13 protein-coding genes and 1 riboswitch are annotated in these 14,189 nt (G+C 41.6%); of the genes, 7 read left to right on the top strand and 6 right to left on the bottom strand.

Annotated features, from left to right (window positions below):
- Nucleotides 1-156: 156 nt before the first annotated feature.
- From ACPF7I_RS12100 to ACPF7I_RS12080, 5 genes are read left to right on the top strand one after another with little or no spacing between them, the layout of a single operon-like run.
- Nucleotides 157-1,509 carry an isochorismate synthase gene (locus ACPF7I_RS12100; RefSeq protein WP_430746115.1) on the top strand — a complete coding sequence of 451 codons (1,353 nt, stop codon included), beginning with the start codon at nt 157-159 and terminating at the stop codon, nt 1,507-1,509.
- Nucleotides 1,506-3,239 carry a 2-succinyl-5-enolpyruvyl-6-hydroxy-3-cyclohexene-1-carboxylic-acid synthase gene (menD, locus tag ACPF7I_RS12095; protein WP_430746116.1) on the top strand — a complete coding sequence of 578 codons (1,734 nt, stop codon included), beginning with the start codon at nt 1,506-1,508 and terminating at the stop codon, nt 3,237-3,239. The genes ACPF7I_RS12100 and menD overlap by 4 nt, the downstream gene beginning before the upstream one ends.
- 2 nt (nt 3,240-3,241) lie before the next feature.
- Nucleotides 3,242-4,069, top strand: coding sequence for a 2-succinyl-6-hydroxy-2,4-cyclohexadiene-1-carboxylate synthase (gene menH, locus ACPF7I_RS12090; RefSeq protein WP_430746117.1), 828 nt, complete (start codon nt 3,242-3,244; stop codon nt 4,067-4,069).
- Nucleotides 4,059-4,877, top strand: coding sequence for a 1,4-dihydroxy-2-naphthoyl-CoA synthase (menB, locus tag ACPF7I_RS12085; RefSeq protein ID WP_430746118.1), 819 nt, complete (start codon nt 4,059-4,061; stop codon nt 4,875-4,877). The genes menH and menB overlap by 11 nt, the downstream gene beginning before the upstream one ends.
- 56 nt (nt 4,878-4,933) lie before the next feature.
- Nucleotides 4,934-6,361, top strand: coding sequence for an o-succinylbenzoate--CoA ligase (locus ACPF7I_RS12080; protein ID WP_430746119.1), 1,428 nt, complete (start codon nt 4,934-4,936; stop codon nt 6,359-6,361).
- Between the two features lie 23 nt (nt 6,362-6,384).
- Here the strand turns inward: ACPF7I_RS12080 and cydB are convergent, their stop codons facing one another.
- The 3 genes from cydB to ACPF7I_RS12065 all read right to left on the bottom strand — a co-directional run bounded on the left by cydB (nt 6,385) and on the right by ACPF7I_RS12065 (nt 9,086).
- Nucleotides 6,385-7,413 (bottom strand): cytochrome d ubiquinol oxidase subunit II, encoded by a 1,029-nt coding sequence (gene cydB, locus ACPF7I_RS12075; RefSeq protein ID WP_430746120.1) that lies wholly within the window; start codon nt 7,411-7,413, stop codon nt 6,385-6,387.
- Nucleotides 7,403-8,752 carry a cytochrome ubiquinol oxidase subunit I gene (locus ACPF7I_RS12070; RefSeq protein ID WP_035063864.1) on the bottom strand — a complete coding sequence of 450 codons (1,350 nt, stop codon included), beginning with the start codon at nt 8,750-8,752 and terminating at the stop codon, nt 7,403-7,405. The genes cydB and ACPF7I_RS12070 overlap by 11 nt, the downstream gene beginning before the upstream one ends.
- Nucleotides 8,753-8,930: 178 nt before the next feature.
- Nucleotides 8,931-9,086, bottom strand: coding sequence for a DUF1540 domain-containing protein (locus tag ACPF7I_RS12065; RefSeq protein ID WP_430746121.1), 156 nt, complete (start codon nt 9,084-9,086; stop codon nt 8,931-8,933).
- Between the two features lie 175 nt (nt 9,087-9,261).
- Between ACPF7I_RS12065 and ACPF7I_RS12060 the strand changes: the two genes are divergently transcribed.
- Nucleotides 9,262-9,561: a DUF2325 domain-containing protein gene (locus tag ACPF7I_RS12060; protein ID WP_035048676.1), complete on the top strand. Its 300-nt coding sequence runs from the start codon at nt 9,262-9,264 to the stop codon at nt 9,559-9,561.
- A 13-nt stretch (nt 9,562-9,574) separates the two neighbouring features.
- Complete coding sequence (locus ACPF7I_RS12055; protein WP_430746122.1) at nt 9,575-10,021, top strand: diverged REC-like domain-containing protein; 447 nt, start codon at nt 9,575-9,577, stop codon at nt 10,019-10,021.
- 30 nt (nt 10,022-10,051) lie between these two features.
- On the opposite strand, the gene ACPF7I_RS12050 is transcribed toward ACPF7I_RS12055, so the two are convergent.
- The 3 genes from ACPF7I_RS12050 to ACPF7I_RS12040 are packed head-to-tail and all read right to left on the bottom strand — an operon-like array spanning nt 10,052 to nt 13,825.
- On the bottom strand, nt 10,052-11,089 hold the full coding sequence (locus ACPF7I_RS12050) for a ribonucleotide-diphosphate reductase subunit beta (protein WP_430746123.1): 1,038 nt from the start codon (nt 11,087-11,089) through the stop codon (nt 10,052-10,054).
- Complete coding sequence (locus tag ACPF7I_RS12045; RefSeq protein ID WP_430746124.1) at nt 11,043-11,534, bottom strand: flavodoxin domain-containing protein; 492 nt, start codon at nt 11,532-11,534, stop codon at nt 11,043-11,045. Before ACPF7I_RS12045 ends, ACPF7I_RS12050 begins: the two co-directional genes overlap by 47 nt.
- Before the next feature lie 11 nt (nt 11,535-11,545).
- A complete protein-coding gene (locus ACPF7I_RS12040) occupies nt 11,546-13,825 on the bottom strand; it encodes a ribonucleoside-diphosphate reductase subunit alpha (RefSeq protein WP_430746125.1) in 2,280 nt (759 codons plus the stop codon).
- A gap of 110 nt (nt 13,826-13,935) precedes the next feature.
- Nucleotides 13,936-14,136: riboswitch (cobalamin riboswitch) on the bottom strand.
- Nucleotides 14,137-14,189 lie beyond the last annotated feature (53 nt).

Here is a 14,189-nt window from a genome sequence, read left to right as displayed (position 1 = left end):
CCATTCTTCTCCTTTGATTAAAATGTCGTTCACAATAAGTGTAGGGAAGTGGGGAAAATGTGTCAATGTCTTGACAATATAAATTGTTTCCTATCTCAAAAGAACAATATTATAATGGAAAAGGGACAAAAAGATTAAGTATAGGCGTGATACAAGGTGGTTACTTTATATCAAAACAAAGTTATTGACCAATTGCGTGATGCGTTAAAGAAAAAAAAGCATATGGTTAGTGTGACTGTAAGAGTGGAGCAAGATCCTCTTTCCTTTTTTGCCGCTGGTGAAACGTTATTTCATGGTCAGCGCTTTTATTGGTCAGACTGCTTTCACGATCACACGTTTGTTGGACTTGGACATGCACAAGTGATAAAAAGTGAAGAAAAGACGAAAAAGCGTTTTCGGGAAGTGGAGAAGGCGTGGCAACAAATTGTAGAAGGCGCTTTCATTGAAGGAGAAGGGCCATTGATGTTCGGGGGGTTCGCTTTTGATCCGATGAAACGTTCTGCTGAGCATTGGAGTCATTTTCCTCCCGCTCAGTTTGTAATCCCGAAATTTTTGTTAACAAAGCGCGCTGAGGAAACATGGCTTACAGTTAACGTTGTTCATGAATCACTTGCGGAACTGGAAAAAATGATTGATTCGTTATTTATCACACATGATGAAAGCGATAGCTACGATGTTGAAGTTGTCCAAAAAGAAGAAATTGCCCGTGATCGTTGGCTTCATGCTGTTCGTCATGCAACCGATCTTATTCAAGATGGGGAGATTGAAAAAGTCGTTTTAGCGCGCGAGTTATTTCTTTCTTTTTCTCATCGAATTGATCGCTCTCATGTGTTACGCTCTTTGCGAGAACAACAACCAACGAGCTACATTTTTGCGTTTGAAAACGGCTCATCTTGCTTTATCGGTGCTTCTCCGGAACAACTGGTGAAAAAAAGCGGGCACACGTGTGAAACGGCTTGCCTAGCCGGTTCCGTTCGCCGGGGGTATACGATGAAAGAGGATGAGGAGCTCGGACAATGGCTGCTAAAAGACGATAAAAATCGTCGTGAGCATGCATTTGTTGTTGATATGATTGAACAAGCCATGCATGAAATATGCACGGAGGTGATTGTTCCGAGTGAGCCGACTCTTTTAAAAATGCGACATATTCAACATTTGTACACACCTGTTCAGGCGAAAATAAAGGAAGGGGTTTCGATTTTTTCGCTCGTTGAACGACTTCACCCAACCCCAGCGCTTGGGGGATTCCCAAAAGAAAAGGCGGTACAAACGATTCGAGAGATTGAGCCGCTTGATCGCGGATGGTATGCTGCTCCGATTGGTTGGGTTGATGCGAACGGAAACGGAGAATTTGCTGTAGCCATTCGTTCCGCATTGCTTGAAGACAATGAGGCGCATTTGTTTGCGGGGTGTGGAATTGTTGCTCATTCTGATCCGCTTAGCGAATATGAGGAAACGAATGTAAAGTTTAAGCCGATGTTACTAGCGTTAGAGGGGGGACGACGATGAATGAAATGACCGCATATGTTGCTGCTTTTGTTGAGCAATTCGTTCATACGGGGATACAGCAAGTGGTGATTAGCCCAGGATCTCGTTCCACTCCTCTTGCGATGGTCATGGCAGAACATCCTCAGTTAAATATTCATGTGCATATTGATGAACGTTCTGCTGCTTTTTTTGCGTTAGGCATGGCGAAGGCTTCTGGAAAACCGGTTGCTCTTGTTTGTACATCAGGTACTGCGGTAGCGAATTATTATCCAGCTATCGTTGAAGCATATTATGCACGCGTTCCGCTCGTCGTCATTACAGCCGATCGACCTCATGAGTTGCGCGATGTCGGAGCACCGCAAGCGATTGATCAACTGCATATGTACGGCTCATATGTGAAATGGTTTGTTGATATGGCACTTCCAGAAGGAAATGAGCAAATGCTTCGTTATGCAGAAATGGTAGCTGCTCGTGCGGTATGTGTCGCAACGTCTGTTCCTTCAGGGCCCGTTCACATTAACGTACCGTTACGTGAACCGCTTGTTCCAATGATTAACGAATCACTATTTCCTACATCGTCCGTAACTCGCACGGTGTATAGAGGAAATAAACACCTTTCACAAGAAATGATGGATGAATTATATGAACAACTACGTCATGTCGAAAAAGGGATCATTGTATGTGGAGATTTGCACGTGGAAGGGTTTGCTGATGCGGTGGTCGAGCTAGCGGAAGCGTTGCAATATCCTATTTTAGCTGATCCTCTCTCTTCATTGCGAACAGGTGCACATCGAAAGCAGCTTGTTATTGAATCGTACGATGCGATGTTAAAATGCGAAACGTTTGCAGATGCGTTCATTCCTGATGTCGTTATTCGTTTTGGAGCGATGCCTGTATCAAAATCGCTTTACCTTTGGTTGCAACGCCATAAACAAGTAAAACAAATAATTGTCGATGAAGCGGGGCAATGGCGCGATCCGACTTTATCGCTTCACGTACTTATTGAAGCGAGCGAAGTACAATTTTGTCATGAGCTAGCTAACCGCGCTTCTACTACATCTCGTTCGTCACAATGGATAACCCAATGGAAAAAAATGAATGAACGAGCAAAGCAAATGTTGTTGCAGGCAAAAGAAGAAGAAAAGATGTTTGAAGGAAAAATATTTATTGAACTCGCCCAGTTATTACCAGATGGAGCAACTCTTTTCGTCGGAAATAGTATGCCTATTCGCGATGCCGATACGTTTTTTTTGTCATCACATAAGCGAATTCGTTTATTGGCGAATCGGGGGGCAAACGGCATTGATGGAGTCGTATCAAGCGCCCTTGGTGCGAGTTGTGTTGCGCAACCACTTGTACTAGTTATTGGTGACTTGTCATTTTATCATGACTTAAATGGCTTACTTGCAGCTAAATTGCAACAGCTACATGCGACAATCATCGTTTTAAACAACAACGGGGGAGGCATTTTCTCCTTTTTGCCCCAGGCGAATGAGCCGAAACATTTTGAACGGTTATTCGGCACACCGACACATTTATCGTTTCATCATGTTGTAAACATGTATGATGGACATTATGAAAAAGTAGAAACGTGGGACCATTTTCGTCGTGCGGTAGTAGATGCGCTCGCACGCCCGACATTAAATGTAATTGAAGTCCCTTCATCTCGTGAATACAATGTCGGAGTTCATCGGAAATTGTGGAAAGATGTTTCCCAGGAAATGTCCAACTTGTTGAACAAAGGGGAATGAACATGAAGTTTGTCGTTCGAGGGCAAACGTATTATGTAGAAATGTACGGAAAGGGACAGCCTATTTTGTTGCTGCACGGATTTACAGGTAGTTGTCAAACGTGGCATCCGTTTGTTTCGATTTGGGAAAAACATATGCAATGCATAGCAATCGATATTCTTGGTCATGGACAAACGGATGCACCTTCTTCTGTACAACGATATGATATCAATATGGTTGCCCAAGATGTTGCTATGATTTTGGAACATTTAGGGATAAAAAAAGCCCATGTGCTAGGGTATTCGATGGGTGGTCGGCTTGCGTTAACATTTGCAGTTCGTTATCCTCAGTATGTGGAAACGTTAATATTAGAAAGTAGCTCTCCGGGTCTAAAGACGGAAGAAGAGCGCATGAAGCGTCGGGAGGAAGATGAACGATTAGCACAGTTTATTGAACAACATGATGTTGCCCCGTTTGTTGATCGGTGGGAGAACATCCCGTTATTTTCTTCTTTAAAGCGATTGCCCGAAGATGTACAACAGCGGTTAAGAGAAGAACGGTTACAGCATACAGCGATTGGATTAGCTAACAGTTTGCGTGGCATGGGAACAGGAGCGCAACCTTCTTGGTGGGAAGCGTTGCCTCAATTAACGTTTCCGACATTGTTGATTTGTGGTGAAGATGATGAAAAGTTTTGTCGAATTGCGTCAGAAATGGTACAATTATTACCAAACGGGACGCTCATCACCGTTCCGAATGCTGGGCACGTTGTGCATCTAGAGCAGCGTGAACGATTTTGTACACTTGTTCAACAATTTGTGTTAAGAGGAGGTTTATTGCATGGCGATTGAATGGGTAAAAGAAAGAGAATATGAAGATATTTTGTATGAAACGTATAATGGCATTGCCAAAATTACAATTAACCGTCCAGAAGTACATAATGCGTTCCGACCAAAAACAGTTATAGAGTTAATGGATGCGTTTGCGTATGCTCGTGACGATGCAAATATTGGAGTCATTATTTTAACAGGAGCAGGCGGCAAAGCGTTTTGCTCAGGTGGCGACCAAAAAGTGCGTGGGCATGGTGGATATGTAGGTGACGACCAAATTCCGCGTTTAAACGTATTAGACTTACAGCGCTTAATTCGCGTCATTCCAAAACCGGTTATTGCGATGGTTGCAGGTTATGCGATTGGCGGTGGCCATGTGCTGCATGTTGTTTGTGATTTAACTATCGCAGCAGACAACGCGATTTTCGGTCAAACAGGGCCGAAAGTTGGAAGCTTTGATGGAGGATATGGTGCTGGTTACCTCGCACGTATTGTTGGACATAAAAAAGCTCGCGAAATTTGGTATTTATGTCGTCAATACAACGCTCAAGAGGCGCTAGAAATGGGATTAGTCAACAAAGTTGTTCCACTTGAACAATTAGAAGAAGAAACGGTGAAATGGGCGGAAGAAATTTTAGAAAAAAGTCCGACAGCTATTCGTTTCTTAAAAGCTGCGTTTAATGCAGATACAGATGGACTTGCAGGCATTCAACAACTTGCAGGGGATGCGACACTCCTTTATTACACAACAGACGAAGCGAAAGAAGGGCGCGATGCATTTAAAGAAAAACGAAAACCAGACTTTAAACAATTCCCGCGTTTTCCGTAAAATGAAGACAGCTTGATGTATGCACATCAAGCTGTTTTTTTGAAGGTGGTGTTAAGATGATTCCAAATTGGTTGCTTCAACGTGCATATTTAACGCCGAATCGTATAGCGATATATGATAAGACAGAAGCCATTTCATTTGCTGAACTTCACGAACGGACGGAAAAAAGGGCAAGACAATTTGCTTATCTCGGTGTAAAAAAGGGGGATGTTGTCGCTATCTTGATGAAAAATAGCGCACATATGGTTGAAGTCATTCACGCCCTTCATTATATTGGTGCGATTGTTTTATTACAAAATGTACGTCTATCTGTGGAAGAAGTAAAATGGCAATTAGAACATAGCGGGGCGCGATTTGTCATTTGTGATGAACCGTTTCGAGATGAACGAGCGATCGAATGGGAGGAGTTTGCCAAACTTCGTGAACGAGATGAAAAATGGCAAACGATGTACAATCTAGACGATGTCGCAACAATTATGTACACATCGGGAACGACAGGAAAGCCAAAAGGGGTTATGCAAACGTACGGAAATCATTGGTGGAGTGCAATCGGTTCTGCTCTGAATCTCGGATTACGTGAAGATGATTGTTGGCTTGCGGCTGTTCCTTTTTTTCATGTTAGCGGCTTATCGATTTTAATGCGGAGCGTCATTTACGGAATAGGCGTTTATGTGATGTCATCATTTGATGCGAAACGTGTCAATGAGCTCATTTTTCAACAAAACATTACGATGATGTCCGCTGTAAGCACCATGGTGCAACAAATGATTCAAGAGTTAAAATATCCGTATCCTCCATCGTTTCGTTGTATGCTCGTCGGTGGTGGTCCTGTGCCACTTTCTTTGTTGCAATCATGTGTTTATTGGAATATACCGGTGTACCAAACGTACGGCATGACAGAAACCGCTTCGCAAGTAGCTACATTATCCCCAGATGCTCGCCATAAATATGGTTCAGCAGGAAAGCCGCTTTTCCATATGAACGTTCGTATTGAAAAAGAGGGGAAACCGCTGAATGCGAATGAAGTGGGAGAAATTGTTGTAAAAGGTCCGAGCGTCATGAAAGGGTATTGGAACAATGAGCAAGCAACAGCCGCTGTGTTAAAAGGCGGTTGGTTATACACCGGAGATATCGGATATATGGATGACGAAGGGTTTTTATATGTGCTTGACCGCCGTTCAGACTTAATTATTTCTGGTGGAGAAAACGTATATCCGGCTGAAATTGAATCGGTGCTTTTGCAACATGAGGCAGTAAAAGAAGCAGGTGTAGTCGGAGTTGCTGATGAAACATGGGGGCAAGTGCCATACGCGTTTGTCGTATTGCATGATGTAACAGCGACAGAAGAGCAATTAAAGCAGTTTTGTATGAATAAACTAGCAAAATATAAAGTGCCGAAGCGAATTTATATCGTTGATCATTTACCGCGCAATGCCGCAAACAAACTGATGCGCCATAAGTTGAAAAACTGGATCAATGAATAAGAGGAGGCAGCCAACGCCTCCTCTTATTGATATCCTTTTGCTGTTTCTTTCGTGATTTTTTCTTTAAACAGTTTATAACTCCAAAGCTGATAGCCCACCACGATCGGCACCATGATGATGGCGACACCGAGCATAATTTTTAAGTTTAATTCACTCCCTGCGGCTTCAAAAAGCGTTGTACTATATTCATCATCGATGCGCGAAGGGAGCATGTTTGGGAACATGCCGATGAACCCGGTTGCCATGAGCGTGAAAATGGTTAAGCAAATGTTTGTAAACGCAAGTCCAATTCGTTTTTGCCAGACGAACAATAGCATGAGCAATGCACATACGAAAGCAAGTGCTGGCACGATCCAAAGAATTGGTGCTTTCGTGAAATTATTGAATAGCGGGGTACGATTGCTTGTTGCAACGAAGAAAAGAGATAATACGACCGTTGCAACGACAGAAGCTGGACGAACCACTTTATAAGCTCGTTCTGCCACATCTCCAACTGTTTTTAGCATGACCCATAGGGCACCAGAGACAGCAAATAAGCTAATAAATAATAAGCCGCCTAAAAGACCGTACGGATGAAGCAAGCTGAACAACGTTCCTTCATATCCAGATGGACCAATTTTTAAACCGTAAAACAAATTAGCAAAGGCAACACCAAACAGAAGCGCTAAAGCAAAACTACTAATTGTAAATGCCCATTTCCAGCTTTTTTGCCAAAGCGGCGCATCGTCTTTATGCATAAACTCTAATCCGGCTGCGCGGAAAAAGAGCGCGAATAAAATGAGCATCATCGGTGTATATAAGAAGCTGAATAAATCTGCATAAACGGCTGGAAATGCGGCAAACGTTGCCCCTCCGGCTGTAATTAACCATACTTCATTTCCGCCCCAGAACGGTCCGACAGCTTCTTGCAACTGATTTCGCTCTTGACGGTTTCTTGCTAAAAACGGAAACAACATACCTGTACCGAGCGTATATCCATCTAACACAAAGTATATCGTCCAAATGAGTCCCCATAAGCCGAACCAAATGATTGCAACGGTTTCATGAGACATGTTGAATTTCCCCACCTTTCGTAGCCGTGGATGTGTACGGTCCTTTTTTCGCATATTTCAACATTAAGTACACGTCTGCAATAAGTAAAATAGTATAAAACAAAACTAAGCTGACGAGTGAGAAAACAATTTGTGAAAGCGAAATAGGTGATACGGCTTCAGCTGTGCGCATTAATCCATATACTGTCCACGGTTGACGCCCGACTTCCGCAACGACCCAGCCAGCGTTGATAGCGACGTACGGAAGCAACACAGAATACATGACAAGTTTTAAGAAACGTCGTGATTCAACTAATTTATTTTTACGATATAAATAAAATCCGTACCAAAATAGAGCGACAAAGTATAGACCGAGTGCCACCATTAAACGAAATGAATAAAAGACGATGTTGACATTCGGACGTTCATCTTTTGGAATTTGATCAAATCCAACGACTTTCCCATCAAACGAGTGCGTATAAAAGTAGCTTCCGAGCTTTGGAATCGTTAAAAATTCAACGATGTTACGCTCGTTTTCTGGGTCAGGAATTTGAATAATGTGAAATGGTAAACTTTCTTTTGTTTCCCACACGGCTTCGAGAGCTGCCCCTTTGGCAGGCTGCATTTTTGCCGCAAATGATGCGGATTTATGACCAATAAACGGCGTAGCTGTTGCTGCGATTAATCCTAAAATGAGTCCGTATTTAAACGATTTTTTGAAAAATTCGATATGTTGTTTACGTAACAAATGCCAAGCACTAACCGCCATCACAAAAAATGCCCCAACGATATAACAGCTAACAACAGTATGAACGAACATATGCCAGGCATATGGATTTGTTACAACTTCCCAAAAGTTTTGTAGTTCGATGCGACCATTTCTTTCGATATATCCGACCGGATTTTGCATAAAGCCGTTTGCTGTGATAATCCAAAGTGCTGAAATGTTTGTACCAAGTGCTACCATCCAGATGGAGAAGGCACGAAGCTTTGGTGAAATTTTATCCTTTCCAAATAGCCAAATGCCCATAAATGTCGACTCTAAAAAGAAAGCAACGAGCGCTTCAATGGCGAGCGGAGAGCCGAAAATATCCCCCATATATTTCGAATACTCCGACCAGTTTGTCCCGAATTGGAATTCCATTGTAATCCCTGTTACAACACCGAGGACGAAGTTAATGGCAAACAGTTTTCCCCAAAAGTCTGCCATTTGTCGATAAAGCGGGTTTTTTGTTCGTACATGTTGTGTTTCCATCCATGCAATCAAAACAATAAGACCAATTGTTAACGGAACGAATAAAAAATGATAAAAAACCGTAATGGCGAATTGAAAACGGCTAAGTAAAAGTACGTCGCTCATATATCCCCCTCCGATATACTAAATATTTTTCATATGTATAAGAGTAACCTCAATCCGTGAAGAAGAGATGAGAGAAATGTTGCAAAACTGTGGCGATAATTTTAAAAAAATGTGTCTATTCACGATTATTAACATGAAAAAAGAGAAAACCTCTTGCGATGAGCAAGAGGTCGTGCTGTTATTCGGTCGGTTGGAATGTTTTACAGTCTGTTTCTGTCGAGCTTGTTGCCGTTGCTCCTGAGTGACTTACGACGTAGATTGCGTCCGCACTACATCGATTACCTTGTGACCAAAACTGACAATTTTGCACTTCACAAAGTACGTCTTTTGCCATGATGCGTCCCTCCTTTCTTTATGCTGATGTTAGTGTAGACAAAACATTGACAAGACATAACATGAAAAAATGAGCAAAAATAGTGAGAATTTTTATCAATAAATGTTGACATAGATAATCATTCTCAATTAGAATGAAATTGTGCAATATAAGACAAAAAGTCGGAGGGAGTTATATGTCATCGTTATTAGTTGTTGGTGCGGATCATTTAGGAAACATTACGGATAAATTAAAAAGCTCAGGATTTAAGGAAATTATTCATTTAGATGGTCGAAAAGTGAATATGGTGAAACGACAAATACCGGAGCACGTCGATATCGTATTTGTTATGACTGATTATATTAACCATAATTTAGCGAAAGTCATTAAACAAAAAGCAAAAGATCAGCATAAACCCATTTACTTTGTTAAACGTTCATGGAGCTCCATTCAATCTGTCATTGAGCAAATGGGGGAGCTAAAACGAGTGAACTAAGGAGGAGAGGACATTGTGGCAATCGTTTTTGAATGAAGTGTTAACTTATCATTACAGCATATCTCCACCTCATCGCTCATCGCTTACGTTGCTAAAAGGAATTGAACGGGCAACATCATCGTTTCCGATCGCTTCTTGTGACTCTCCCGTTACATACTATAAAATGATTGCGAAAATGACGGATTACTTGCTTCGTTTTGTTGCCAATGATCGGTCATTTGTTCATATATTAGACGAGCACGATGCGTTAATTACTGCATCATACACGTCTGACACATGCGTTGTCCCGTCATGTATGAATGTTTTTGTTGTTGACCGCATTCCTTCATTGCGTGCTATACAACAATTTGAAAATAAATTCGGTCAAACCCCGAGAACGATACGAATATATTATGTGATGAAAAATCACTTATCTTGTGTTGCGCTGACAAGTGATACATATTGTACACACTTGTTGTAAAAAAACCGGGTCAATTACCCGGTTTTTTTTTTACAATTCGTCAAATCCATTAATATCCGTTGTTTTCGTGTATGAACGTGGACGAGCTTCAAAAAAGTCGGTTTTGCCTAAGTTCACATTTTCATCGCTAAAGACGCGAATCCAAGGCATAGCGTTTTCATCTGCATCGTAGCGGTCTTCTAAGCCAAGCATACGCAGTCGTTTGTTTCCGAGATATTCAATATATTTCTCCATTTCAATTACATCAATGCCGTCAATGTCGCGCAACACAAAGCGCGACCATTCTGTTTCATAACGAATCGCTTCATCGATGTAATCATATATCCATGTTGAAAATGATCCGTCTTCGTCTAGATGCGGATTTTCCCATAATACAGCGCGCACGAGTTGGGAAATGAAGTAGCTATGGCATAGTTCGTCTTTATTAATATAGCTAATCATTGTAGATGTTTTCAGCATTTTTTGATTTCGCGCTAAGTTGTAAAAAAAGGCGAACCCGGAATAAAAATTAATTCCTTCTAAGACGAGCGAAGCGACAAGAGCACGGCAAAACGTTTCAACAGTTGGTCGTTCACGAAACGCTTCGTATACGCGAATGACGTGTTCATTTCGTTTATAAATGTGCGGATTTGTGCGCGCCATTTCAAAGGCACGGTTTTGCTCGGATAGTTTCTCAATAGATGCAAGCACATACGAGTACGACTGATTATGGACGACTTCTTGTTGTTCAATAATCGAAAAAATCGCTTTGACGCTCGGGTCGGTAATGTATTCTTTCATCGCTCCGATAAAGTTCGGTTGCACAGAGTCTAAAATCGAAAGCAGCCCGATAATGTGTAAAAATGCATCACGTTCCCGCTCACTTAAATGGTACCATTGTTTAATATCATCCGACATGTTAATTTCAAATGGTGTCCAAAAGTTGCCGAGCAACATTTTGTATATATCATAAAAATGGCTATATTTAATATCGTTCCAGTTTAAAATGCCGCTTGCTTTTCCGTTAATAATGCTTGTTGCTTTATTTGGATGCGACGGCTCGAGCAATTTTACTTTCGTTAGTAACAAGACGTTCGACCTCCTTAAGCAGTTGGTGGACGAAAACAGATGGCAAATGTTGTTGATGGCCACGCGGGGATTGTTCAATTTTTAACGTGCCGAGTACCGTCGTCACTTTTCGTAAATGGTACGCCATTTCATCGACAGCGCGGCAATAGTATGGCCACATTTGATCTCCTGTACCAAATAGTGCAACAGGAGGGAAAGAAAGGTTTCGCTCTTTAATAAGAAAGCGAAGTAGCCTTTTCATTTCATCCGGAAGTTGTCCATTTCCCCACGTATATGAGCCGAATAAAAGAAGCTGTGCCTCATGAATGAGCGATTCGATCACAAACATATGTTCAACATTGATCGTTTTCACCGCATGTCCATATGAGCAAAAAGCTTCTTCTATTAACAGCGCCACTTCTTTTGTGTTCCCTGTTTTCGATGTGTAACAAATAAGAACATTCATTTTTTATCCCCCTACGATGAACAAACGTCGCATTCTTCAATCGTTACTGCGGTGCTACGAACGTAATACGTCGATTTTAACCGCTCTTTCCATGCGGTGAGATGCAAGTCAAGCAAGTCTTTCGCTTTGATCGTGTTATATACATATAGATTAAAACTTAACGATTGATCGACATGTTTTTGTCTTGCGGCATTTTGACGAATGCTCATCTTTTGATCCACTTCATAGGCGTTATCGTAAAACCAAAACGTTTTTGCGTTTAAATCAGGGACGGTCACAGGAATTTTGTAATTTTTCTTTTCTTCAAAGTACAAACGGTTAAAGACAGGGTCGCATGATGCCGTTCCGTTTGCTAAAACGGATGTGGAAGCGTTTGGTGCAGGCGCCATTAAATAGCCATTACGCATCCCGTATTGCATGACTTGCTTCTTCAATCCATCCCAATCTAAATCATCGTGAGAAGAATATCCACGAAGTTCAAAGTATTTTCCTGTGTGCCAATCAGAGCCTTCAAATGCTGGATATGCTCCTTTTTCTTTCGCCAATTCCATGCTCGTTTTGATCGTGAGGTAAGCAATTTTTTCGAACAACCGATCAGCAAGTTGTACACTTTCTTCACTATCCCATTTGATGCCTTTTAACGCCAATAAATGATGCCAAGAAAATGCGCCTAAACCAATGGCACGATATTTTTTATTGGTGATGACCGCTTGCAACACTTCAATGCGAGTTTCATTTAAGTCAATGACATTATCTAGCATACGCACTTGAATTGGAATGAGTCGCTCTAATACATCATCTTGTACGGCACGGGCTAAATGAATGCTTGACAAGTTGCAAACGACAAAATCGCCCGGTTTTTTATGAATGATAATTTCACCGTCTTGTGTATATTCTTTTGTAACTGTTGTAGCCGATGTATTTTGCATAATTTCTGTGCATAGATTAGACGAATAAATCATGCCTGCATGTTTATTCGGGTTCATGCGATTGGCTTCGTCACGATAAAACATATAAGGCGTTCCTGTTTCTAATTGCGATTTCATGATACGCTTCATGATTTCAATGGCAGGCACGCGCTCTTTGCTTAATTCAGGATGATTCACGCATTCTTCGTATTTTTGTCGGAATGAGCCTTCACCGCGTTTTTCATCGTAAAAATCTTCGAGTCCTAATGGATTGCCGTTTTTATCTTTCCATCCCATGACTTTTTTCACTTCATGCGGGTCAAATAAGTACCAATCGCCGCGTTTTTCGACTTGTTCCATAAATAAATCAGGAATACACACCCCGTAAAATAAATCATGCGCTTTTGTTCGTTCGTCACCGTTGTTTAGCTTTGCGTCTAAAAACGAGAAAATGTCTTTATGCCAAACGTCTAAATATACCGCGATGCTTCCTTGTCGTGTGCCCAATTGGTCAACAGATACAGCGGTATTGTTTAATTGACGCATCCATGGAATGACGCCAGAGGAAACGCCTTTAAACCCTTTAATATCGGAATTTCTTGCGCGAATTTTTCCTAAATATACGCCAATGCCTCCACCGCCTTTTGATAGACGAGCGACGTCTGTATTCGATTCATAAATGCCAATTAAACTATCATCGACTGTATCAATAAAGCAGCTGGAGAGCTGACCATAAGACTTTCCTGCGTTTGCATATGTTGGTGTCGCGACAGTCATATATTGATTCGATAACGCCCAATACGCTTCTTTGGCAAGTTTCATTCGTTTCTCTTTATCTTCATAAGCCATAAGCGTAAGGGCGATGGTTAAAAAGCGCTCTTGTGGTAGTTCGTAAATTTCGCCATTATATCCTTTTGCCAAATAGCGATCAACGAGCGTTTTTAATCCGATGTATGTAAATAGCTCGTCCTTTTTCGCATCGATCCATGTGCTCGCTTCTTGCAGTTCTTTTTTCGTATATCGTTCCAATAAAAAAGAGTCGTAAATGCCGAGATCAACAAGCATTGTTTGCAATTCATAAAAGTAGCGATACGTTTCGGATACATCATAGCCGCGATTTTTAGCTGCCACGTCGTATAGCTGTTGCAAATAGAGACGAGCTGCAACAAACGTCCAATCCGGCTGTTCTACTGTGATTTCATCAAGCGCATTTAAAATGAGTTTATTCATCATGTCGTTGTCTCGCTGTGTATAGGCAAGTGCTCGGACAGTACGTTCGATGTATCGCTCGCTCGCTAAGTGCGGAAAGTCTTTGAAAATAGGAAACAATAATGTGCGGATCGTTTCTTCATTGACTTCAGCTTGTTGTTTTATGTACACCATATAACATCCCTTCCCCTAAAAAATAAAAACATCCGCTCTCGTTGAGCGGATGAAACGATGGAAAAAGGCATGCTTTCACCATCGTTTCATCTTCTCAATCCCCGAAGAATATGAAACGATACAAGGAAGGCAGGTCTCCTGACTCGCGCTTCTTCCTACTTTGGATTCCTTCCCATATATGCGCCTGAAAAGCTGACATATACAGTGGTGTCGTTTCCATTTCGTCTGCGCACACAGTTGCGGGGACAGCTCTGGATTCGCACCAGATTCCCTATTAAGTCCGTTCGGACACCTTCACTTGCCGGTTTCAATATATAGTTGTTGTTTCGTTTTTTTATCACAATATGTTGTATAAAAAGGGTTT

Origin of the sequence: Anoxybacillus dikiliensis (assembly GCF_050613275.1) — a bacterium.
Classification (GTDB): Bacteria; Bacillota; Bacilli; order Bacillales; family Anoxybacillaceae; genus Anoxybacillus.
This window is presented reverse-complemented; position numbering and strand designations above follow the sequence as displayed.

What these genes read in the sequence shown, in the direction of transcription:
- menD (WP_430746116.1), top strand. Translation starts at nt 1,506, where the DNA reads ATGAATGAAATGACCGCATATGTTGCTGCTTTTGTTGAGCAATTCGTT.
- menH (WP_430746117.1), top strand. Translation starts at nt 3,242, where the DNA reads ATGAAGTTTGTCGTTCGAGGGCAAACGTATTATGTAGAAATGTACGGA.
- menB (WP_430746118.1), top strand. Translation starts at nt 4,059, where the DNA reads ATGGCGATTGAATGGGTAAAAGAAAGAGAATATGAAGATATTTTGTAT.
- ACPF7I_RS12080 (WP_430746119.1), top strand. Translation starts at nt 4,934, where the DNA reads ATGATTCCAAATTGGTTGCTTCAACGTGCATATTTAACGCCGAATCGT.
- cydB (WP_430746120.1), bottom strand. Translation starts at nt 7,413, where the DNA reads ATGTCTCATGAAACCGTTGCAATCATTTGGTTCGGCTTATGGGGACTC.
- ACPF7I_RS12070 (WP_035063864.1), bottom strand. Translation starts at nt 8,752, where the DNA reads ATGAGCGACGTACTTTTACTTAGCCGTTTTCAATTCGCCATTACGGTT.
- ACPF7I_RS12065 (WP_430746121.1), bottom strand. Translation starts at nt 9,086, where the DNA reads ATGGCAAAAGACGTACTTTGTGAAGTGCAAAATTGTCAGTTTTGGTCA.
- ACPF7I_RS12060 (WP_035048676.1), top strand. Translation starts at nt 9,262, where the DNA reads ATGTCATCGTTATTAGTTGTTGGTGCGGATCATTTAGGAAACATTACG.
- ACPF7I_RS12045 (WP_430746124.1), bottom strand. Translation starts at nt 11,534, where the DNA reads ATGAATGTTCTTATTTGTTACACATCGAAAACAGGGAACACAAAAGAA.
- ACPF7I_RS12040 (WP_430746125.1), bottom strand. Translation starts at nt 13,825, where the DNA reads ATGGTGTACATAAAACAACAAGCTGAAGTCAATGAAGAAACGATCCGC.